The organism is Caulobacter sp. GW821-FHT09B11, from assembly GCF_059418205.1.
In genome coordinates this window covers 1-18,650 of the sequence record NZ_JBWKPK010000015.1, presented here as the reverse complement: position 1 = coordinate 18,650, position 18,650 = coordinate 1, and the positions used below count along the sequence as shown (strand labels likewise).

At 69.2% G+C, this 18,650-nt stretch carries 21 protein-coding genes; 14 read left to right on the top strand and 7 right to left on the bottom strand.

Annotated features, from left to right (window positions below):
* Nucleotides 1-46 precede the first annotated feature (46 nt).
* Complete coding sequence (locus AC07N1_RS12655) at nucleotides 47-610, top strand: GNAT family N-acetyltransferase (RefSeq protein ID WP_494672147.1); 564 nt, start codon at nucleotides 47-49, stop codon at nucleotides 608-610.
* 386 nt (nucleotides 611-996) lie between these two features.
* Here AC07N1_RS12655 and AC07N1_RS12650 read toward each other — a convergent pair whose 3' ends face one another.
* Complete coding sequence (locus AC07N1_RS12650; RefSeq protein ID WP_487287583.1) at nucleotides 997-1,818, bottom strand: flagellin; 822 nt, start codon at nucleotides 1,816-1,818, stop codon at nucleotides 997-999.
* A gap of 318 nt (nucleotides 1,819-2,136) precedes the next feature.
* Nucleotides 2,137-2,481, bottom strand: coding sequence for a hypothetical protein (locus AC07N1_RS12645; protein WP_494672146.1), 345 nt, complete (start codon nucleotides 2,479-2,481; stop codon nucleotides 2,137-2,139).
* 75 nt (nucleotides 2,482-2,556) lie between these two features.
* Between AC07N1_RS12645 and AC07N1_RS12640 the strand changes: the two genes are divergently transcribed.
* A complete protein-coding gene (locus AC07N1_RS12640; protein WP_494672145.1) occupies nucleotides 2,557-3,549 on the top strand; it encodes a helix-turn-helix transcriptional regulator in 993 nt (330 codons plus the stop codon).
* Nucleotides 3,546-3,986: a hypothetical protein gene (locus tag AC07N1_RS12635; RefSeq protein WP_494672144.1), complete on the top strand. Its 441-nt coding sequence runs from the start codon at nucleotides 3,546-3,548 to the stop codon at nucleotides 3,984-3,986. Before AC07N1_RS12640 ends, AC07N1_RS12635 begins: the two co-directional genes overlap by 4 nt.
* A 3-nt stretch (nucleotides 3,987-3,989) precedes the next feature.
* On the opposite strand, the gene AC07N1_RS12630 is transcribed toward AC07N1_RS12635, so the two are convergent.
* Nucleotides 3,990-5,000 (bottom strand): DNA topoisomerase IB, encoded by a 1,011-nt coding sequence (locus AC07N1_RS12630; protein ID WP_494672143.1) that lies wholly within the window; start codon nucleotides 4,998-5,000, stop codon nucleotides 3,990-3,992.
* Nucleotides 5,001-5,105: 105 nt separating this feature from the next.
* Between AC07N1_RS12630 and rlmJ the strand changes: the two genes are divergently transcribed.
* From rlmJ to phaH, 3 genes are all read left to right on the top strand, one after another.
* The gene (gene rlmJ, locus AC07N1_RS12625) at nucleotides 5,106-5,930 is read left to right on the top strand and encodes a 23S rRNA (adenine(2030)-N(6))-methyltransferase RlmJ (RefSeq protein WP_487291666.1); all 825 of its coding nucleotides are present in this window, start codon (nucleotides 5,106-5,108) and stop codon (nucleotides 5,928-5,930) included.
* 4 nt (nucleotides 5,931-5,934) lie between these two features.
* Nucleotides 5,935-7,209 (top strand): chromate efflux transporter, encoded by a 1,275-nt coding sequence (gene chrA / locus AC07N1_RS12620; RefSeq protein WP_494672142.1) that lies wholly within the window; start codon nucleotides 5,935-5,937, stop codon nucleotides 7,207-7,209.
* A gap of 90 nt (nucleotides 7,210-7,299) precedes the next feature.
* Nucleotides 7,300-8,046, top strand: coding sequence for a phasin PhaH (gene phaH, locus AC07N1_RS12615; RefSeq protein WP_494672141.1), 747 nt, complete (start codon nucleotides 7,300-7,302; stop codon nucleotides 8,044-8,046).
* On the opposite strand, the gene AC07N1_RS12610 is transcribed toward phaH, so the two are convergent.
* On the bottom strand, nucleotides 8,043-8,501 hold the full coding sequence (locus AC07N1_RS12610; RefSeq protein WP_494672140.1) for a PaaI family thioesterase: 459 nt from the start codon (nucleotides 8,499-8,501) through the stop codon (nucleotides 8,043-8,045). The genes phaH and AC07N1_RS12610 overlap by 4 nt on opposite strands.
* Nucleotides 8,502-8,723: 222 nt before the next feature.
* On the opposite strand from AC07N1_RS12610, the gene AC07N1_RS12605 reads away from it, so the two are divergent.
* The 7 genes from AC07N1_RS12605 (at nucleotide 8,724) to AC07N1_RS12575 (ending at nucleotide 13,863) form a co-directional block, all read left to right on the top strand.
* Nucleotides 8,724-9,500, top strand: a complete 777-nt coding sequence (locus AC07N1_RS12605; RefSeq protein WP_494672139.1) for a DUF1444 domain-containing protein — start codon at nucleotides 8,724-8,726, stop codon at nucleotides 9,498-9,500.
* A complete protein-coding gene (locus AC07N1_RS12600) occupies nucleotides 9,497-9,799 on the top strand; it encodes a DUF3253 domain-containing protein (RefSeq protein ID WP_494672138.1) in 303 nt (100 codons plus the stop codon). Before AC07N1_RS12605 ends, AC07N1_RS12600 begins: the two co-directional genes overlap by 4 nt.
* A 100-nt stretch (nucleotides 9,800-9,899) precedes the next feature.
* Nucleotides 9,900-10,556 carry a glutathione S-transferase family protein gene (locus tag AC07N1_RS12595; RefSeq protein WP_494672137.1) on the top strand — a complete coding sequence of 219 codons (657 nt, stop codon included), beginning with the start codon at nucleotides 9,900-9,902 and terminating at the stop codon, nucleotides 10,554-10,556.
* A 63-nt stretch (nucleotides 10,557-10,619) separates the two neighbouring features.
* Nucleotides 10,620-11,003 carry a hypothetical protein gene (locus tag AC07N1_RS12590; protein ID WP_494672136.1) on the top strand — a complete coding sequence of 128 codons (384 nt, stop codon included), beginning with the start codon at nucleotides 10,620-10,622 and terminating at the stop codon, nucleotides 11,001-11,003.
* A gap of 48 nt (nucleotides 11,004-11,051) precedes the next feature.
* Nucleotides 11,052-11,636 carry a uracil-DNA glycosylase family protein gene (locus AC07N1_RS12585; protein WP_494672135.1) on the top strand — a complete coding sequence of 195 codons (585 nt, stop codon included), beginning with the start codon at nucleotides 11,052-11,054 and terminating at the stop codon, nucleotides 11,634-11,636.
* Complete coding sequence (locus tag AC07N1_RS12580; protein WP_494672134.1) at nucleotides 11,633-12,667, top strand: alpha/beta hydrolase; 1,035 nt, start codon at nucleotides 11,633-11,635, stop codon at nucleotides 12,665-12,667. The genes AC07N1_RS12585 and AC07N1_RS12580 overlap by 4 nt, the downstream gene beginning before the upstream one ends.
* Nucleotides 12,668-12,801: 134 nt before the next feature.
* On the top strand, nucleotides 12,802-13,863 hold the full coding sequence (locus AC07N1_RS12575; RefSeq protein ID WP_494672133.1) for a Leu/Phe/Val dehydrogenase: 1,062 nt from the start codon (nucleotides 12,802-12,804) through the stop codon (nucleotides 13,861-13,863).
* 127 nt (nucleotides 13,864-13,990) lie between these two features.
* On the opposite strand, the gene AC07N1_RS12570 is transcribed toward AC07N1_RS12575, so the two are convergent.
* A complete protein-coding gene (locus tag AC07N1_RS12570) occupies nucleotides 13,991-15,436 on the bottom strand; it encodes an MFS transporter (protein WP_494672132.1) in 1,446 nt (481 codons plus the stop codon).
* Nucleotides 15,437-15,707: 271 nt separating this feature from the next.
* On the opposite strand from AC07N1_RS12570, the gene AC07N1_RS12565 reads away from it, so the two are divergent.
* A complete protein-coding gene (locus AC07N1_RS12565) occupies nucleotides 15,708-16,886 on the top strand; it encodes a vWA domain-containing protein (protein ID WP_494672131.1) in 1,179 nt (392 codons plus the stop codon).
* 169 nt (nucleotides 16,887-17,055) lie between these two features.
* Here AC07N1_RS12565 and AC07N1_RS12560 read toward each other — a convergent pair whose 3' ends face one another.
* Nucleotides 17,056-17,541: a MerR family transcriptional regulator gene (locus tag AC07N1_RS12560; RefSeq protein WP_494672130.1), complete on the bottom strand. Its 486-nt coding sequence runs from the start codon at nucleotides 17,539-17,541 to the stop codon at nucleotides 17,056-17,058.
* Nucleotides 17,538-18,650: biotin/lipoyl-containing protein (locus AC07N1_RS12555; protein ID WP_494672129.1), on the bottom strand; the 1,113-nt coding region annotated here is incomplete at its 5' end. The genes AC07N1_RS12560 and AC07N1_RS12555, both read right to left, overlap by 4 nt.

Below are 18,650 nucleotides of genomic sequence, written 5' to 3'. Positions count from 1 at the left end.
AAAAAAGTTTTCGGGCTGGGCGTCGCGCCGCGGGGGAGGGGCGTCTATGTCGGACGACATGACCAGCCTGACGCTTCGCCTCGCCACGCCCGAGGACATCCCCGCCCTGACCGTGCTGATGAACGCGGCGATCGCCGAGCTGCTGACGCCGTTCCTGCCGCCCGAGGGCGTGGCTGCGTCGTTCGAGGTGATGGGGCTGGACAGCCAGCTGATCGCCGACGGCACCTATTTCGTCGTTCAGGACGGCGAGGCGATCGCCGGCTGCGGCGGCTGGAGCCGGCGGGCCACCCTGTTCGGCGGCGACCACTCGGCCGGGCGCGACGCGGCCATGCTGGACCCGGCGCGCGACGCGGCCCGGGTGCGGGCGATGTATACCCACCCCGATCACACCCGGAAGGGCGTGGGCCGCATGATCCTGGCGGCCTGCGAGCAGGCGGCGGCGGGCGAGGGCTTCTCCCGCGCCGAGATGGCCGCGACCATGGGCGGCGTGCCGCTGTACGAGGCCTGCGGCTACACCCTGATCGAGACGTTCACGGCTCCGACCTCAAAGGGCTACGACGTGCCGCTGGCCCGCATGGGCAAGGCGCTGGAGCCGGCGCCGGCGCGCTAGAGCGTTTGAGACGAAAACCTCGTCCTTCGACAGGCTCAGGATGAGGTTTTGCTACTGCCCTGGCCTATAATGGTCCTCATCCTGAGCTTGTCGAAGGACGAGGACCACGCACTGGGCCTGACTGTCGATCACCCCTCGGCGGGTCGACTGATTTCTCACCGAGCATCCCGCGCAGGCGGGGATCCAAGCCGAGGCCGCGGATAGCCCACGGCCGCGCCTCATCCTGAAAGTCCGCTTGGATCCCCGCCTTCGCGGGGAAGCGCGGATTGGGGAGGCGGGCAGATGAATCTCGGCTCGACCTGACGCCCACGAAAAAGGGCGGACCTTTCGGCCCGCCCTCGTAGTTTCGGTCGTCGGAGCGCGGCGGGCCGCGCTCCATGTTCCGCTTAGCGGAACAGGCTCAGGATCGAGCTCGACGACTGGTTGGCGATAGACAGCGCCTGGATGCCCAGCTGCTGCTTGGTCTGCAGAGCCTGGAGCTTGGCGCTTTCCTTGGCCAGGTCGGCGTCGACCAGGTTGCCCACGCCGGCGTCGAGGCTGTCTTGCAGCTTGCCGACGAAGGTCAGGTGGGTGTCGAGGCCCGTCGAGCTGGTGCCCAGCGAGGCCAGCTTGTTGGTGGCCGTCTGCAGGGCGGTGTCGATGGTCGAGATCATCGTCTTGGCCGCGGCCGCATCGGTGAACGACGTACCGGCGCTGAGGCCGATGCCGGCCAGCGACAGGGTCTTGGAGTTCACCGTGATGCCCGAACCGTCCGAGTTGGCCAGGTAGGTCAGCTTGGCGGTCTTGCCGTCGATGATGCTGGCGCCGTTGAACTTGGCGTTGCTGACGGCCTTGGTGATCTGGTCGCGCAGCGAGTTGAAGTCCGACTTCAGGGCGTTGAACGAAGCGGTGTTCAGCGAGGTGTCGGAAGCGGCCAGGGCCTTTTCCTTCATCTTGCCCAGGAGGTCGGTGACGGTGTCGCCGGCGGCCAGGGCGACGTCGATGGTGGACTGGCCGCGTTGCAGCGAGTCCTTCACGGCGTTGATCGACGAGGCGGTGGCCGACTGGTTCTTCGCGGTCGCCCAGATGGCGCCGTTGTCCTTGGCGCTACCGATCTTCTTGCCGGTGTTGATGCGCTGTTGAGTGATCTGAAGGTCGCTGTTGGTCGAGTTCAGATTTTGCAGGGCGATCATCGCGCCCGAGTTCGTGTTCACGCTGTTCAGCGCCATAACGAAGACTCCTTCTTGAGGTGTCCGGCGTCATTTTGACCCCGGAGGGCGTTTTGCCCTCCTGCAATATTTCGTAATCTCGTTATCATTGAGTGAAAATGTCGCGGTTACCGGCGCGTTCATTGTAAGCTTCTGTTAACTTAGATTGACGCAGCCGCGCGACTGAATCGCCGGGCCTCGAATTCAGAGTCATGGAGACTCTTGGCAGCCTGCGACTAGACTCTGGAGACTTGGCGAAGGGCGCGACGACCAAGCGTTGGGCGGGGTCTCTGCACGCGAGGATTCAAACTGTCCTGGCGCGCGCGGTCGGCGCTTGAGTCATGCGCAGAGGCGGGCCGGTTCGAGCGACGGCTCTTCGGTCTCGAACAGGTCGAAGGCCTCTTCCCAGGCGGCCAGCCGCGTCTCGCGCAGGTCCGCGTCGTCGACCACCCGCATCAGTTGATCCTCGCGGTCATTCCACACCAGGCCCAGATCCGTCGCCCGCTCGGCGTCGGCGCCCAGCAGCAGGATGACGTCGGCCTTGGCCGCGCGCTCGGGGCTCAGCCGCATCAGGGTGCGGCCCGCGCCCATGTCGCGGTGGATGTCGGCGAAGGCCAGCACGGCCGAGATCATCGCGGCGCTGACCGGGCGAACGTGCCAGGGCTGGCAGGCGAGGCGGCTCATGTCGGTTTCTCCGAACGAATTGCGATGACTCCTTTTCCACGTGCGTTGCGTCAAAAACGGTCGTAATGAACCGGGATGAGACATGAGAAGGCGACGAAGCTGCTCGACCTGGCCCGCCGGCTGGCCAGTTCCGCCGAAGGGTTGACGCTCGACGAGATGGCCGACGCCATGGAGGTGGGGCGGCGCACGGCCGAGCGCATGCGCGACGCGGTCTGGGCCGCCTTTCCGCAGATGGAGTCGATCGAGGACCCGCCGACCCGGCGCTTCCGCATTCCCTCTGGCCTGGACAGCCTGTTCCAGACCCCGACCGCCGAGGAGCTGGCGGCCCTGCGCACGGCGGCGGACTCCAACCAGACGGCCGGCGCCCACGGCCGGGCGGCGGCGCTGTACGCTCTCGAGGGCAAGCTTTTGTCGGCGCTGAAGGGCTCGGCCCGCCGCCGCGTGGCGCCCGACGTCGAGGCCCTGGTCCAGGCCGAGACCATCGCCGTCCACGCCGGCCCGCGTCCGCACGAGGACCAGAACGTGCTGGCGCAGATCCGCTCGGCGGTGAAGGGGCTGACGGCCCTGTCGTTCCGCTATGACGGCGGCAGCCAGCCGGGGCGCACGCGCACGGTGACGCCGCTGGGCATCCTGTTCGGCCGCAGCAACTACCTGGTCTCGCTGGAGGGAAGCAGCCCCCGGCCGCGCACCTTCCGGCTGGATCGGATGAGCGACGTCCAGGCGCTGGACAAGCCGGCCTCGCCGCCGGCCGACTTCTCGCTGCAGGCCTTCGCCGACGAGAGCTTCGGCATCTATCACGGCGACATCGAGGACGTGGTCCTGCGGATCAAGCCCGAACGGGCGGAAGACGCCATGCGCTGGCGCTTCCACTCCAACCAGGTGGTGGAGCAGGGCGACGATGGCGTGGTGACCGTCAGCTTCCGGGCCAGCGGCATGCTGGAACTGGCCTGGCACCTCTTCACCTGGGGCGACGCGGTCGAGATCGTTTCGCCCGAGGGGCTGAAGACGATCATGATCGGCGAACTGGAGAAGGCCCTGGCGGCGCACCGCGGGAGTGATCGGGGATGAAGGCGCGGACGGTGTTTCTCGCCCTGGCGGTTCTGTGCGCCGCGTCAGAGGCGCAGGCGTTTGCAGCCCAGTCGGCCGGGCAGAAATCGGTCCGACAGTTCTTCGAGGCGGTGCGAACCGGTGACGAGGCTGCCTATGTCGGCGTGGCGCCGGAGCTGGTTCTGATGTTCGCGCCCGACGCCGGGGCCCCTCTCGCCTTGCCGGACGCGAAGGCGCAGTTCGGCGGTTGCGCGCTTCTCAAGGTCTCGCGGGAAGAGGTCTTGCCGCCCTTGGAGGATTTTCCGGCGCGGCTGAGCGCGGTCATGTCGCGCGTGGCTTGTACGGGCGAGGGCGGCAAGCGCGAGGAGTTGAAGGTGGAGTTCCTGCTGGCCGGCGACAAGTTGGCCGGAGTCTCCATCGGTGGTCTGCCGCAATGGTGGAAGAGCCGTCGCGACTGAGCCTCAATCGGCCACCAGCCTCAGCAGCGCCAGTTCCCGCGCCCGCGCCGAACTGGCCCGCCGCTTGGGCAGGGCGCTGGTCTCGAAGGCTTCCAGCACCCTCGGATGGATGTAAGCCGCGCGGCAGACGGCCGGGGTGTTGCCCAGCAGGCCGGCCACGGCCTTGATGCAGAGGTTCAGCGCCTTCTTCGCCTCGGTCTTCGTCGCCGGGACGGGTTGCAGGCTCAGCGCCTCCAGCGCCGCCAGCGAGCCGTACCAGGTGCGGAAGTCCTTGGCCGAGAAGTCCTCGCCGGCCACGGCGCGGATGTAGTCGTTGACGTCGTGGCTCTCGATCGCGCGGCGCTGGCCGTCTTCGTCGAGATACTGGAACAGGCGCTGGCCGCGTAGTTCCTGGCAGGCGCCGACGATGCGGGCCAGGCGCCGGTCGCGGAAACCCGTGTGATGCACCTTGCCGCTCTTGCCCTTGAACTCGAACACCGCCCCGCCGCCGGCCAGCTTCAGGTGGCGCTTCTGCATGGTGGTGAGGCCGAAGCTCTTGTTGGCCTTGGCGTATTCGTCGTTGCCCACGCGGATCAGGGTCAGCTCCAGCAGGCGCACCACGGCGGCCAGCACCTTCTCGCGCGGCAGGCCGCGGCGGGCGAGGTCGGCGTCGACGCGCTTTCTCAAGCGGGGCAGGGCGCGGCCGAAGGCGGCCATGCGCTCATACTTGCGGGCGTCGCGGTCGGCCCGCCAGTCGGGGTGATAACGATACTGCTTGCGGCCCTTCTGGTCGCGGCCGATCGCCTGGATGTGGCCGTTGGGATCGGGGCAGATCCACACGCCGGTCCAGGCCGGCGGAATGACCAGGGCGCGGATGCGCTCCAGCGTGGCCTCGTCCTTCACCGTCCGCCCGTCGGCGTCGGCGTAGTGGAAGGCGCCCGGCTTGCCCAGGCGGGTCAGGCCCTGCTCCTGGTCGTTGACATAGGCCAGCAGGGTCTTTTCGGCGGCGGGCGTCTCGGCGGTGTCGCGGGCCATGGCGCTCACCGCGCGCCGAAGACGGAAAAATGCCGGGTCATGCGTTCGCTCCCAACCCAATCTCGGCCAACGTGGTAGAGCGTTCGTCCGTTCCGGGGAGCTTCGATGAACTACCGCCACGCCTTCCACGCCGGCAATTTCGCCGACCTGCAGAAGCACGCGATCCTGCTGGCCCTGCTCGCGGGCCTGACCGCCGACGAGTCGCCGCTGGCGGTGATCGACACCCACGCCGGCGCCGGGGCCTACGACCTGCGCGGCGACATGGCCCAGAAATCCAAGGAGGCGGCCGCCGGCATCGGCCGCCTGCTGGCCGAGGGCGACGCGCCTGCGCCGTTCGCCCCGCTGCTGAAGGCGGTCGAGGAGTTGAACGTCGGCGACGCCGAGGCGCCGCTCTATCCGGGCTCGCCGCTGCTGATCGCCCGCGCCCTGCGCCGGGGCGACCGCTACGCCGCCTGCGAGCTGCGCGACGACGACTTCGACCAGCTGCGCAAGGTGCTGGGCCCCTACGCCTTCGCCCAGGCCCTGCAGGCCGACGGCTACGCCACCGCCGAGGCCCGCGCCGGGCGCGGCGGACGCACCTTCGTGCTGATCGATCCGCCGTTCGAGCGTCCCGACGACTACGCCCAGTGCGTGGCCACGGTGCGGGCCGTGCGCAAGGTCGATCCGGCCGCCGTGCTGGCGATCTGGACCCCGCTGAAGGACCTGGAGACCTTCGACGCCTTCATCCGCGCGCTAGAAAACGTCACGGACGACGCGCTAGTCGCCGAGCTTCGCCTGCGGCCTCTGAGAGACCCGATGAAGATGAACGGCAGCGCCATGGTGCTGGTCGGCGCCCCGGCGGCGATCGAGCCGCAGGTCCGCGAGATCACGACCTTCCTTGCGCAGCGCCTGGGCGATGCGGGCGCGGCCGCCCGCGTCTGGCGCGCCTGACCGCGTGAGCCAGGCCCCCAGTCTCCGTCAGGCCTGCGCCGTCTGGCTGAAGGTCGGCTGCCTGGGCTTTGGCGGGCCGGCCGGGCAGATCGCCCTGCTGCACCGCGAGGTGGTCGAGAAGCGCGCCTGGGTCGACGAGGACCGCTTCGCCCATGCCTTGAGCTTCTGCATGCTGCTGCCGGGTCCCGAGGCCCAACAGCTGGCGACCTGGCTGGGCTGGCGGCTGCACGGCGTGCGCGGCGGCCTGGCGGCGGGGCTGCTGTTCGTGCTGCCGGGGCTGGCGGCGATGCTGGCCCTGTCGGCGCTCTATGTCGTCCATGGCCAGGCGACGTGGGCCGCGCCGGCCCTGCTGGGGCTGAAGGCAGCGGTGGTCGCCCTGGTGCTGCAGGCCCTGATCCGGATGGCCGGGCGAGCGGCGCGGGGGCGGGCGGGCAAGATCGCCGCCGTCCTGGCCTTCCTGGCGCTGAGCTTCACGATCGCGCCGTTCCCGCTGGTGATCCTGGTCGCCGGCCTGGCGGGCTGGTTCTTCGGCGCCCGCGCCGCCGCTTCCGACGCCTTGGCCGAACCTGCGCCGCTGAAGGGGGCGGGCAGGGCGGCCCTGACCTGCCTCGCCGTCTGGCTGGCCCCGGTGGCCCTGGCCTTCGCCCTGGCCCCGCGCTCGGCCCTGGCCCAGATCGGGGCGGTGTTCAGCGGCCTGGCGGTGGTCAGCTTCGGCGGGGCCTATGCGGCCCTGGCCTATGTCGGTCAGGTGGCGGGCGAGCTGAACTGGCTGACGCCCAACCAGATGCTCGACGGCCTGGGCCTGGCCGAGACCACGCCGGGACCGCTGGTGCTGACCTTCGTCTTCGTCGGCTTCGTGGCCGCCTGGCGCGACGCCGACCCGGCCCTGGCCTGGCCGGCGGCGATCGCCGGCGGGCTGATGGCGGCCTGGGCGACCTTCGCCCCGTCGTTCCTGTGGATCTTCGCCGGCGGACCCTTCGTCGAGCGCCTGCGCACCCACGCTCGCGCCGCGTCGGCCCTGTCGTGGGTGGGGGCGGCGGTGGTCGGGGTGATCGCCAGCCTGGCCCTGTGGTTCGCCGTTCACCTGCTGTTTCGCAGCGGGAACGAGGCCGCCTGGGGGCCGTTCCGGACGACGCTGCCCGATCTCTTCAGCCTCGATCCCGTCGCGCTGGGCCTGACGGTCCTGGCCTGCGGCCTGACCTTCGCCCTGCGGCTGCCGATCCTGGCCCTGGTGGGGGTGATGACGCTGGCGGGCCTGGCCTGTTCGGCTTTGTTCTGAAGGTTACTTAAGGTCAGCATTTTTGCGCTTGCGAACCGGCGTTCTGTGTTATGCTGCGCCGCACAATCGCGATCGACGGAGTGAACGGCCATGGTCTCCTCGTCCTTCCTGCCCCTGTCTTCCGAGAGTCCCGAAACGCCGTCGGCGCCCAACCTCTTCATCGGGGCCGCATCGCCCCTGTGGGCGGTGTTCGGCGGCGCCGCCGTCGCCGGCGCGACCTGGTGGTGGTGGTCCAACCGATGGCGTGAAGCCGTCAATATCGAGGCCCTGATCGCCCTGGCGCCCGAGCCGGTGTCGCGCGGCGTGCTCGACGAGCCGGCCCCGGCCCTGATCGCCACGCCCGCCGAGGTGGTCGAGGCCGCCGTCGCCGAGGCCGAGCCGATCGTCGAGACGGTCGCCGCCGCCACCGCGGAAATCGTCGAGACCGCCGCCGAGGTCCCCCTGGCGCTCGCCGAGGCCTCGGTCGAGGTGATCGAAGCCGTCGTCGAGGCCGCGCCCGAGCCGGTCACTCCCGTCGCCGAACTGGTCGCCGAACCGGTCGAGGCCGTCGTCGAGGAGGTCGTCGCTCCGGCTGTCGAGGCCGCCAAGACCGCCGCCAACGACATCGCTCCCAAGGATATCGCCGACGACCTGACCCTGCTGGTCGGCATCGGTCCCAAGCTGGCCGCCTCGCTGGCCGAGCTGGGCGTCACCCGCTTCCGCCAGATCGCCGACTGGAGCGCCGACGAACTCGACAGCTTCGACAAGCTGCTCAGCCTCAAGGGCCGCGCCGAGCGCGACGCCTGGATCGCCCAGGCCAAGCGGTTGGCCGAGGGGACGGGTTCGACGGGCGGCTAGGCGCCGCCCATCGCCCAGATCTTCTTGATCACGCCGGAGAAGGACAGCATCGGCTGGCCGCCGGTGGAAAGCAGGCCGCGCACGAAGATCATCGAGCCGCCGGCGCGGATCACCTCGCCGGTCGCCTCGATCAGGTCGCCGGGCTTGGCCGGGCCGACGAAGTCGCCGTTCAGCGACACGGTCACGGCCTTGGCGTTCTCCAGCTCGCGCCAGGCGATGGCGAACAGCGAGAAGTCGGCGAAGGTCAGCATGCAGCCGCCATGCATGAAGCCGCCGCCGTTCATGTGGCGCGGCTCGGCCCGGAAGGCGCAGCGCACCTTGCCGTCCTCCTCGCGGAAATAGAACGGCCCGGCCGCGTCCTCGAAGGGATCCTGGCCCGTCCAGGTGCGCCATCCGGCCCAGTCGCCGTCCTCGACCAGCTTCGGTCCGCTGACGATCTCGTTGCCGCCGTCCATGCCCTGCGCTCCCGTACTTTCTCGTTGTTTTGCTGTTCAGCTAAGACCCCGGCGCACGCCGAAGCAAGCGGGCGTCTGGCCGCGGCCGTCGAACTGAGGCAGGTTCGCCCGGAACTTGCGGGGCTTGGAATGCGCATGTGGGGTAGAACGATCGCTTCAGCCCTGGCGGCCTTCGCCCTGGCCGCGTCCTTGGCGAGCGGCGCGTCGGCGCAGGACGCGCCGATGATCATGCCGATGTCGGAATTCCAGCTGGAGATGCGAGCGGCGCTGCTCAAGCTCGACCCAACCCTGCGCATCGACCTGGTCGGCGAGGACAGCCTCAAGGTCCGCCAAGCCAAGGCGAAGGGCCAGGAGAGTCTGTCGTTGTTCCTGGGCAACGCCTATGAGCGCTATCGCAAAGCGCCCGAGGATCTGGAGGCGATCATTGGCCAGTGGACGCGGGTCGTCGCTTCAGGGGGGGAGCGCGCCGTGCTTGAACCCAAGAAGCTGGTGGTCCTGATCCGACCGCAGGACTACCTAGAAACGGCGAAGGCCGGCGAACTGGTCGCAAGGCCTCTGGTGGGCGACTTCATCGAGATCTTGGCCATCGACGAAGGCGAGAGCTTCCGGCTGGCCACTCAGGAGGAACTGAAGAAGGCCGACGTCGGGATCGCCGACGCCTGGGCGGCGGCGCGCAGGAACACCAGCGAGAAGATCGGTCCGTTCAGGATCGAACTTTTCGAGCCCGGAATCTGGCTCGTCACCGATGATGCAAGTCTTGCGCTGAACCTCGTGTCGATGCCCGAGCGCTGGGCCGAGCAGGGCATACAGATCAAGGACGAGGCGGCCGTCGTCTTCCTCCAGCGCAACATGCTGTTGCTGGCCGACGCGAGTGATCCGGCGAGGCTTTCGCTCGTCAGGCGGTTCGTGAAGGTCAGCGAGAGCGAGCCCGAGGTCTTCTCGACGACGATTTTCCTTTATCGCCACGGAAACTGGTCGGTGCTAGAGCCGAGCAAATGACCACCCCGATCCAAGACACCATCCTTTCGCAGCTGGCCGATCTGCCGGCCGGCAAGTCCATCGACCCGATGTCGGTGGCCAAGACCCTGCAGCCCGAGCGCTGGCAGCGGCTGCTCGGCCACGTCCGCACCGACGCCGTCGAGCTGGCCAAGCAGGGCAAGATCGTCATCCTGCGCCACAACAAGCCGGCCAATCCCGAGAAGTTCCGGGGCGTGTACCGCCTGCGCCTGCCGCTGGAAGGCGACCCGACCAGCTTCCCGGATGTGGCCGATGACGGGGCCGACGACACCGAGGCCTGAGCCGCTTCAGGACCCGCCCCGAAGTCGTCGGTGGGTGGGTCTTGAAATGAAACTGAATCGATGAACCTATGAGCTTCTCAAATACATCGGGAGGCTCGTCATGATCGTCTTCGGCTCGTCGCTTTCCCCCTTTGTGCGCAAGACCCTGGCCTTCGGGGCCGAGAAGGGTCTCGTGCTCGAGAACCGGGTGTCGCCGCCCGGGACCCTCGACCCCGACTTCGCCGAGTGCAGCCCGTTCAAGAAGATCCCGGCCTTCCAGGACGGCGACTTCCGCATCTCGGACTCCACCGCGATCATCACCTATCTCGAGGCCCTGCATCCCGAGCCGAACCTGATCCCGGCCGAGCCGCGCGCTCGCGCCCGGGCGGTCTGGTACGAGGAATACGCCGACACCATCCTGGTGGCGGCCGGCGGCAAGATCTTCTTCAACCGCATCGTCGCCCCGCGCTTCATGCGCAAGCCCGGCGACGAGGCCATCGCCGCCAAGGCGCAGGCCGAAGAGCTGCCGCCGGTGCTCGACTATCTGGAGACCATCGTGCCCGACGCCGGCGGCTTCCTGCTGGAGGGCCGCCTGACCCTGGCCGACATCGCCGTGGCCAGCCCCTTCGCCAACCTGCGCCACCTGGCGCTGGACCTGTCGCGCTGGCCGCGCACCAAGGCCTATACCGACGCCATACTGGCGCGCCCCTCGTTCGCCGAGCTGATCGCCAGGGAAGAGGGCCTGCTGGCCATGTTCGCGGCCCCGACCGCGGCCTGATCGCTTGCCAAGCCGCGCTTGCCAGCGGAGATTGAGCGGCAAGCGCGGGGAGAGCCAGCCGTCATGTCCAACCCGTCGCCACCCGACCTCTTCACCGACGAGGAGGCGCTCTCTTTGGCGGCCGGCCCGCAGGATCGCCTGCGCGTCCTCCGGGCGATCGAGGCCAACTTTAAGGTCATGTTGCATTGGACGGCGACCCAGCCGCTATCGGACGCGATGATGGTCGATGCGAAGGCCCAGGCGACGAATTTTCTGACCCAGCTCTGGAAGCATGGTTCGCTGTTCGGGGCGACGGCTCAGGAGGCTTTCGAGGTCACCTGCGACGCGAGCAACAACCCGGCCTCGGGCCCGCTCGCCCTCGTCTTGCGGCTCGATACGGCCCTTGCTCTCGACGCGCCCGGCAAGCTCATCGCCGTGCCCTTCCAGTTTCCGGTGGGCAGGTCGTAAGGCCGCACGCCCTTGGCGCGGGACCGGCGGCCGCCTAACTGCGGAGCCATGTCGCTCGACGCCCTGCTTTCCGAGATCCGCGCCTGCCGGGCCTGCGCCGGCGAGCTGCCCGAGCCCCGACCCGTCGTGCGGGTGGGCGAGGGGACGCGCCTGCTGATCTGCGGCCAGGCGCCGGGCCGGCTGGTGCACGAGACCGGCCTGCCGTTCAACGACCCGTCCGGAAACCGCCTGCGCGACTGGATGGGGATCGACCGCGACACCTTCTACGGCCGGCCCGAGATCGGCGTCGCGGCCATGGCCTTCTGCTTTCCGGGCACGAACCCGAAGGGCGGCGACTATCCGCCGCCACCGCGCTGCGCCGAGCTCTGGCGCAAGGACCTGCTGGACCTGCTGCCCAAGGTCGAACTGACCCTGCTGGTGGGAAGCTACGCCCAGGCCTGGGCGCTGGGCGAGGCCATGAAGCCCAGCATGACCGAGACGGTCGCCGCCTGGAGCGAATATGTCGGGTACGGCGTTCTGCCCCTGCCGCACCCGTCGTGGCGCAACACCGCCTGGCTCAAGCGCAATCCCTGGTTCGAGGACGAGGTGACGCCCTATCTTCGCCGCCGTGTCGCGGGCATGTTGGCCGCATGAACCGCCGGAGCCTCCTCCTCACCGTCGGGGCCGCCGGCCTCGCCGCCGCCTGCGCCCCCATCACCCAGCGCCCGGACCTGGCCCCGCTGGGCCTGCGCGGCGCCCGCCTGGAAGACGACTGGCTGGTCAGCTTCGACGGCGCCAAGCTGGGCATCAAGCGCTGGCTGCCTGAGGGCGGCGCGCCGACCCACGTGGTCGTCGGCCTGCACGGCATGAACGACTATTCCAACGCCTATCACCTGGCCGCGCCGTGGTGGGCCCAGCAGGGCATCGCCACCTACGCGCTGGACCTGCGCGGTTTCGGCCGCTCGCCCGGCCGGGGCGTCTGGGCCTCGAGCGACCTGATGATCGAGGACGTCCGCACCCTGGTGGCCCTGGTGCGCGAGGCCCATCCCGAGGCCAAGGTCTCGCTGGCCGGGGTCAGCATGGGCGGGGGGCTGGCCATCGCCGCCATGGCCACAGACAACCCGCCGGCCGCGGACTCCCTCCTGCTGTTCGCCCCCGCCGTCTGGGGCTGGTCGAACCAGCCTCTGCCCTACAAGACCAGCCTGTGGATCACCGCCCACACCGCCCGCGGCTGGGTGGTCAAGCCGCCGGAGTGGCTGGTCCAGAAGGTTCGCCCCACCGACAACATCGACGAGCTGCGCCGTATGGGCCGCGACCCGCTGATGATCTGGGGCGCGCGGTCCGACACCCTCTACGGTCTGGTCGGGCTGATGGAGCGGGGCTGGGCGTCGCTGGGCAAGGTGAAGGTCCCCGTGGCCTATTTCTACGGCGCCAACGACGAGATCATCCCCGACGAGCCGACGCAGCAGGCCGCCCGCCGCCTGAAGCCCGACGATCGTTCGGCGTTCTACGCCAACGGCTACCATCTTCTTCTGGTCGACAAGCAGGCCGAAGTCGTCTGGCGCGACGCTGCTGCGTTCCTCAAGGATCCCCAGGCCGACCTGCCGTCGGGCGCGCCGCCGATCCCGGGCGCGCCGACCGCGCCGAATGTCGTCAAAGTTCAGGGCGTTCCGGCCGGACGCTAGTCGAACGTCCGGCGTATTGCAGTGCGAAAAGAACGATCATCGGTCTATGTGACAAAAGGCCGATGAAGTGATCCTTGCGGCGACGGTCGTTGGGGCGTACATCCCGGCGCACTGTTTTCAGGCTGAGGCACGGCATGACCTTGTTCGATCTCCCCGATTTCGAGGGACACGAAGGCGTCCATTCGTTCTACGACGAGAAGACGGGCCTCAAGTCGATCATCGCCGTCCACTCGACCGCGCGCGGCCCGGCCGCCGGCGGCTGCCGGATGTGGGACTACGCCAGCAGCGAAGCGGCCCTGACCGACGCCCTGCGCTTGTCGCGCGGCATGTCCTACAAGAACGCCATGGCCGACCTCGACTTCGGCGGCGGCAAGGCCGTGATCATCGGCGACAGCCGCAGCCAGAAGACGCCGGAACTGTTCGAGGCCTTCGGTCGCGCGGTCGACAGCCTGGGCGGCAGCTACTGGACGGCCGAGGACGTCGGCGTCTCGCCGGCCGACCTGGAAAGCACCCGTAGGACCACCCGCTACGTCGCCGGCCTGGAAGGCCACGCGGCCGCCTCGGGCGATCCCTCGCCGGTCACCGCCGAGGGCGTGTTCCGCGGCGTGCGCCTGTGCGTCGAGCGCGCCCTGGGCCGCGATCTCAAGGGCGTCAAGGTCGCCATCCAGGGCGTCGGCCATGTCGGCGCCTACCTGGCCGAAAAGCTGCACGCCGCCGGCGCGCAGCTGATCATCGCCGACGTCAACCAGGTCGCCCTCAATGAGGTGGCCGCCAAGACGGGCGCGGAGATCGTCTCGACCGACGCCATCTTCGACGTCGAGGCCGACGTGTTCGCGCCGTGCGCCCTGGGCGGGGCCATCTCGGCGACGACCCTCCCGCGCCTGAAGGTCAAGGTCATCGCCGGCGGCGCCAACAACCAGCTGGCCGACGCCCTGATCGGCCAGACCGTGTTCGACCGCGGCATCCTCTACGCCCCGGACTACGTCATCAACGGCGGCGGCATCATCAACGTCGCCGCCGAGATCCGCGCCCTGGAAGCCGGCGGCGCCTTCGACCCGGCCTGGGTGGCGACCAAGCTCGACCGCCTGGCCCTGACCCTGGCCGAGGTGCTCGACCAGTCGAAGGCCGAGGGGCGTCCCGCCAACCTGGTCGCCGACGAGATCGCCCGCGCGCGGATTTCGGCGGCTCGCCCCTGATCGCCCAAGCGGGGCGACCCCCTCAGTCGCTCCGCGACAGCTCCCCCAGAGGGGGAGCATCTATTCAGCGCAAATCCTCCCCCTCTGGGGGAGGTGGCCCAGAGGGCCGGAGGGGGCCGCGCAGCGGCTACCGCCCGCTCAGGCTCGCCCCGGCGTCCTTGTCCAGCCGCAGATAGACCGGCAACGCCAGCAGGGTCACCAGCCCGATCGCCGCGAACGGCAGGGTGAAGCTGGCGGGCGTCAGGCCGCCGGCGCCGACGTCGCGGGCCATGTGCAGCATCAGACCACCGAAGCTGACCCCCAGGGCCAGGCCGACCTGCTGGCTGACCGCCGCCAGGGTCGAGGCCGCCGCCACGCGCGGCTGCGGCACGTCGGCATAGGCGATGGTGTTGGCGGCGATGAACTGGCTGGACCGCGCGAAGCCGCCGACCAGCAGCAGGGCGATCATCAGTCCCATCGGCGTCGAGGCGGTGAAGAGGCCCGGGACGGCCGTCATGATCGCCGTGGCCACGACGAACACCGCCAGGGCCGAGCGGAAGCCGTAGCGCTTCAGTAGCGCGCTGGCGAATGGTCGGGCGACCAGCACGCCGGCCCCGGTGGCGATGGTCACGGCGCTGGCCTTCAGCGGGCTCCAGCCCAGCGCCACCTGCAGCAGCAGCGGCATCAGGAACGGGCTCGCCCCGATCCCCAGCCGCACGAAGGTGCCGCCCAGCAGGCTGGCCCGATAGGTCGGAAAGCGCAGCAGGGTCAGGTCCAGGATCGGCCGGCTCACCACCTTGCAGCGCCGCAGATAGAGCCAGCCCGCGCCCAGCGACACCGCCAGCAGGGCCAGCTGCAAAGGCGGCGGCAGCAGCGGCAGGCCCGCCGTCTCCGCCAGGCCGATCAGGCCCGACAGCGCGATGGCGCTCATGATGAAGCCGGGGGTGTCGAAGCGGCCGGCTTCGCGGTCGGGCGCGCCCTTGGGCACGAAGCGGCGCACGGCGATCGCCCCGACCAGGCCGATCGGCAGGTTCAGGTAGAAGATCCACGGCCAGTCGGCGATCGACAGCACGAAGCCGGCGATCGGCGGTCCGATCAGCGGCCCGATCATGGCCGGCATGGTGAACCAGCCCATGGCGCTGATCAGCTTGTCCTTGGGCGTGGAGCTGACGACGATCAGCCGCGCCACCGGCGTCATCATCGCCCCGCCGATCCCTTGGATCACCCGCGCCCCGACCAGCTGGGCCAGGCTCTGCGACAGACCGCACAGCGCCGAGCCGCCGAGGAACACCAGCATGGCCAGCAGGAACACCCGCCGCGCGCCATAGCGCTGGGCCGCCCAGCCGCTGGCCGGGGTGAACACCGCCAGGGCGAGAATGTAGGAGGTGAGCGCCAGCTTCAGGTGGATCGGGTCGGCCGAGAAGGCCTGGGCCAGGCGGGGCAGGGCGGTCGACAGGGCCGTGGAGTCGATGAACTCCATCAGCAGCGCGCTGGCCACGGCCAGGGAGACGAGGCGGGTGGTCCAGGGGGACGGATCGGGCGCTTCGGTTTCGAGGGAGGGCGCCGGGCGCGGATCTGAGGCGGGATCGGACACGGGCGCCAGTTACGCCCGGCGGGCCGCCGGCTCAAGGAAAGAGTGGATAACTTCGGTCCCCGGAGGTCGTTGAACCCAGGCGAAACCTCGCCCTTCGACAAGCTCAGGGTGAGGTTTCTACTGAACCGCCGAGCCTGAATTGGTCCTCATCCTGAGCCTGTCGAAGGACGAGGGCCACGCTCGGCCTCGCCCGTTGCGTCCATCGAGGGATCGGCCCATTCTGCCGAACAGACGTTCGAGACCTCCCCAGAGACTCCCTGAGACCCGGCCGATGTTCCTTCGCTTCTTCTCCGAGCTGCGCCAGGCCAAGGTGCCGGTCAGCTTGCGCGAATACCTCCTGCTGATGGAGGCCCTGGACAAGGGCGTCATCGACCGCTCGATCGACGACTTCTACTACCTGTCGCGCGCCAGCCTGGTGAAGGACGAGAAGAACCTCGACAAGTTCGACCGGGTGTTCGGCCACGTCTTCAAGGGGCTGGAGACGACGGGCGAGGGGATCACGGCCGACATTCCGGAAGAGTGGCTGAAGGCCCTGACCGAGAAGTTCCTCACCGACGAGGAGAAGGCCCAGATCGAGGCCCTGGGCGGCTTCGAGAAGCTGATGGAGACCCTGCGCGAGCGCCTGGCCGAGCAGAAGGAGCGCCACCAGGGCGGCAACAAGTGGATCGGCTCGGGCGGCACCTCGCCGTTCGGCAACAACGGCTACAATCCCGAAGGCGTGCGCATCGGCCAGGACAAGGGCCGCCACGGGCGGGCGGTGAAGGTCTGGGACAAGCGCGAGTACAAGAACCTCGACGACAGTGTCGAACTGGGCACCCGCAACATCAAGGTGGCGCTACGCCGTCTGCGCAAGTTCGCCCGGACGGGCGCGGCCGAGGAGCTGGACCTGCCCGGCACCATCCGCGGCACGGCCGAGAAGGGCTATCTCGACATCCAGCTGCGCCCCGAGCGCCGCAACGCCATCAAGGTGCTGATCTTCTTCGACATCGGCGGCTCGATGGACGGCCACATCAAGCTCTGCGAGGAGCTGTTCAGCGCCGCCAAGACCGAGTTCAAGAACCTGGAGTTCTACTACTTCCACAACTGCCTCTACGAAGGCGTGTGGAAGGACAACAAGCGCCGGCACACCGAGAAGGTCCCGACCTGGGAGGTGCTCCACAAGTTCCCGGCCGACTACAAGGTGATCTTCGTCGGCGACGCCACCATGAGCCCCTACGAGATCACCTATCCGGGCGGCAGCGTCGAGCACTGGAACGAGGAGCCCGGCGCCATCTGGATGAGCCGGGTCACCGACATCTACCAGAGCTGCATCTGGCTCAATCCCACCCCCGAGCGCCACTGGGACTACACCCAGTCGATCGGCGTCATGAAGCAGCTGATGAACGAGCGCATGTTCCCGCTGACCATCGACGGGCTCGACAAGGCGATGCGGGAGCTGGTGCGGGGGTGATTACGGTCCTTCTCCCCTTGTGGGAGAAGGTGGCGCCGAAGGCGTCGGATGAGGGGTCTCTCAAAAATCCGACGCCGCACCCGGTCGTTCCGTTATCGCAGCGGAGAGGGCTATCGACCCCTCACCCGACCCGCTTCGCGGGCCACCCTCTCCCGCAAGGGGAGAGGTATCAGAGACCGGAAAGATACCCCGCGATCGCCGTCCGCCGCGCATCCAGCGCCTCCAGCTGCGCCCGCAGCCGCGCCTTCAGCCGATCCGGGCACGCCCCGTCCTCGCCCAGCAGCTCGGCGATCTCGGAGATCGGCAGGCCCAGGGCCTTGAGGTCGGCGATGGCCGACAGCCGCGTCCGGGCCGCCTGGCCCAGGGTGCGGACGTTCTTGGGGCCGCGGCCGCAGGCGATCAGGCCCATCTCCTCGTAGTGGCGGATGGCGCGCAGGGTCAGGCCCAGCTGCTCGGCGACGACGCCGATCGGGATCTCCGAGGCGCGCAGCGAAAGGCGCGGGGCCGGCCCGATGGGGTTTGTGGCGACGGCGGTGTGAGCAGCAGGCATCGGAACTCCCTTGCGAAGGCTCGTCTGGGCGCGGCGGCGACGCTCGACCAGGGCGATGGCCGCCTTTGTCCGCGGGCCGGGGATGGAGAGGTCATGGAGGTTCATTGAAACTCCACCAGCACTTGGTCGGCGGCGACGGGATCGCCGGCCTTGGCGTTGACGGCTTTGACGACGGCGTCGCGCTCGGCGCGCAGGATGTTCTGCATCTTCATGGCCTCGAGCACGCAGACGATCTCGCCCTCGCGGACCTGCTGGCCGATCTCGACGTCCATCGAGACCACCAGCCCCGGCATCGGCGACAGCACCAGCTTGGAGGTGTCGGCCGGGGCCTTGGCCGGCAGCTTCTCATGCAGCTCGGCGCTGCGGGCGGTCAGCACCAGCACCCGGGCCTTGGCGGCGCGATGGCGGATGGTGAAGCCCTCGGCGGCCGGGGCGACCTCGGCGGTGAAGGCCTGGCCGTCGAGCACGGCCCGGAAGGCCGCAAGGCCCGGCCGCCAGGCGATGTCGGTCAGGACGAGGCTGCGGCCTTCGTCGAGCAGGGTGACGGTCAGGCCCTGGTCGCTCTCGGCCTCGAACCGCACGCGGCGCTTGGCGTGGCCGACCACCACCGTCCAGTCGGTGCGCCTGGAGCCCAGCCGCCGGGCCAGCACCCGCTGCAGGGCGCAGCCCGCGGCGGCCAGGATGTCCAACTGGACCGGCGTCGGCTGCGTCCCCGCGAAGCCGTCCGGGAACTCGTCCTTGATGTAGCTGGTGGCCAGCTGGCCGGAGATGAAGCGCTCCTGGTCCATCACCGCGGCCAGGAACGGCACGTTGTGGCTGGGGCCCTCGATGTGGAAGTCCTCCAGCGCCCGGGCCATGCCCTTGACCGCCTCGGTCCGCGTGGGAGCCCACGAGCACAGCTTGGCGATCATCGGATCGTAGAACATCGAGATCTCGTCGCCCTCGCGCACGCCGGCGTCGTTGCGGACGGTGTAGGCGCCTTTGTCGCCTTCCTCTGGAGGGGCGTAGCGGACGAGGCGCCCGATGCTGGGCAGGAACTTGCGGTAGGGATCCTCGGCGTAGATCCGGCTTTCGACCGCCCAGCCGTTGATCGCCAGGTCGTCCTGTCCGAACGCAAGCGGCTCGCCGGCCGCCGACCGGATCATCTGCTCGACCAGATCCAGGCCCGTGATCAGCTCGGTGACCGGATGCTCCACCTGCAGGCGGGTGTTCAT

Excerpts from the sequence above, each read along its gene's own strand:
- AC07N1_RS12655 (WP_494672147.1), top strand. The coding sequence starts at position 47 with ATGTCGGACGACATGACCAGCCTGACGCTTCGCCTCGCCACGCCCGAG.
- AC07N1_RS12650 (WP_487287583.1), bottom strand. The coding sequence starts at position 1,818 with ATGGCGCTGAACAGCGTGAACACGAACTCGGGCGCGATGATCGCCCTG.
- AC07N1_RS12645 (WP_494672146.1), bottom strand. The coding sequence starts at position 2,481 with ATGAGCCGCCTCGCCTGCCAGCCCTGGCACGTTCGCCCGGTCAGCGCC.
- AC07N1_RS12640 (WP_494672145.1), top strand. The coding sequence starts at position 2,557 with ATGAGACATGAGAAGGCGACGAAGCTGCTCGACCTGGCCCGCCGGCTG.
- AC07N1_RS12635 (WP_494672144.1), top strand. The coding sequence starts at position 3,546 with ATGAAGGCGCGGACGGTGTTTCTCGCCCTGGCGGTTCTGTGCGCCGCG.
- AC07N1_RS12630 (WP_494672143.1), bottom strand. The coding sequence starts at position 5,000 with ATGGCCCGCGACACCGCCGAGACGCCCGCCGCCGAAAAGACCCTGCTG.
- rlmJ (WP_487291666.1), top strand. The coding sequence starts at position 5,106 with ATGAACTACCGCCACGCCTTCCACGCCGGCAATTTCGCCGACCTGCAG.
- phaH (WP_494672141.1), top strand. The coding sequence starts at position 7,300 with ATGGTCTCCTCGTCCTTCCTGCCCCTGTCTTCCGAGAGTCCCGAAACG.
- AC07N1_RS12610 (WP_494672140.1), bottom strand. The coding sequence starts at position 8,501 with ATGGACGGCGGCAACGAGATCGTCAGCGGACCGAAGCTGGTCGAGGAC.
- AC07N1_RS12605 (WP_494672139.1), top strand. The coding sequence starts at position 8,724 with ATGATCATGCCGATGTCGGAATTCCAGCTGGAGATGCGAGCGGCGCTG.
- AC07N1_RS12600 (WP_494672138.1), top strand. The coding sequence starts at position 9,497 with ATGACCACCCCGATCCAAGACACCATCCTTTCGCAGCTGGCCGATCTG.
- AC07N1_RS12595 (WP_494672137.1), top strand. The coding sequence starts at position 9,900 with ATGATCGTCTTCGGCTCGTCGCTTTCCCCCTTTGTGCGCAAGACCCTG.
- AC07N1_RS12590 (WP_494672136.1), top strand. The coding sequence starts at position 10,620 with ATGTCCAACCCGTCGCCACCCGACCTCTTCACCGACGAGGAGGCGCTC.
- AC07N1_RS12585 (WP_494672135.1), top strand. The coding sequence starts at position 11,052 with ATGTCGCTCGACGCCCTGCTTTCCGAGATCCGCGCCTGCCGGGCCTGC.
- AC07N1_RS12580 (WP_494672134.1), top strand. The coding sequence starts at position 11,633 with ATGAACCGCCGGAGCCTCCTCCTCACCGTCGGGGCCGCCGGCCTCGCC.
- AC07N1_RS12575 (WP_494672133.1), top strand. The coding sequence starts at position 12,802 with ATGACCTTGTTCGATCTCCCCGATTTCGAGGGACACGAAGGCGTCCAT.
- AC07N1_RS12565 (WP_494672131.1), top strand. The coding sequence starts at position 15,708 with ATGTTCCTTCGCTTCTTCTCCGAGCTGCGCCAGGCCAAGGTGCCGGTC.
- AC07N1_RS12560 (WP_494672130.1), bottom strand. The coding sequence starts at position 17,541 with ATGAACCTCCATGACCTCTCCATCCCCGGCCCGCGGACAAAGGCGGCC.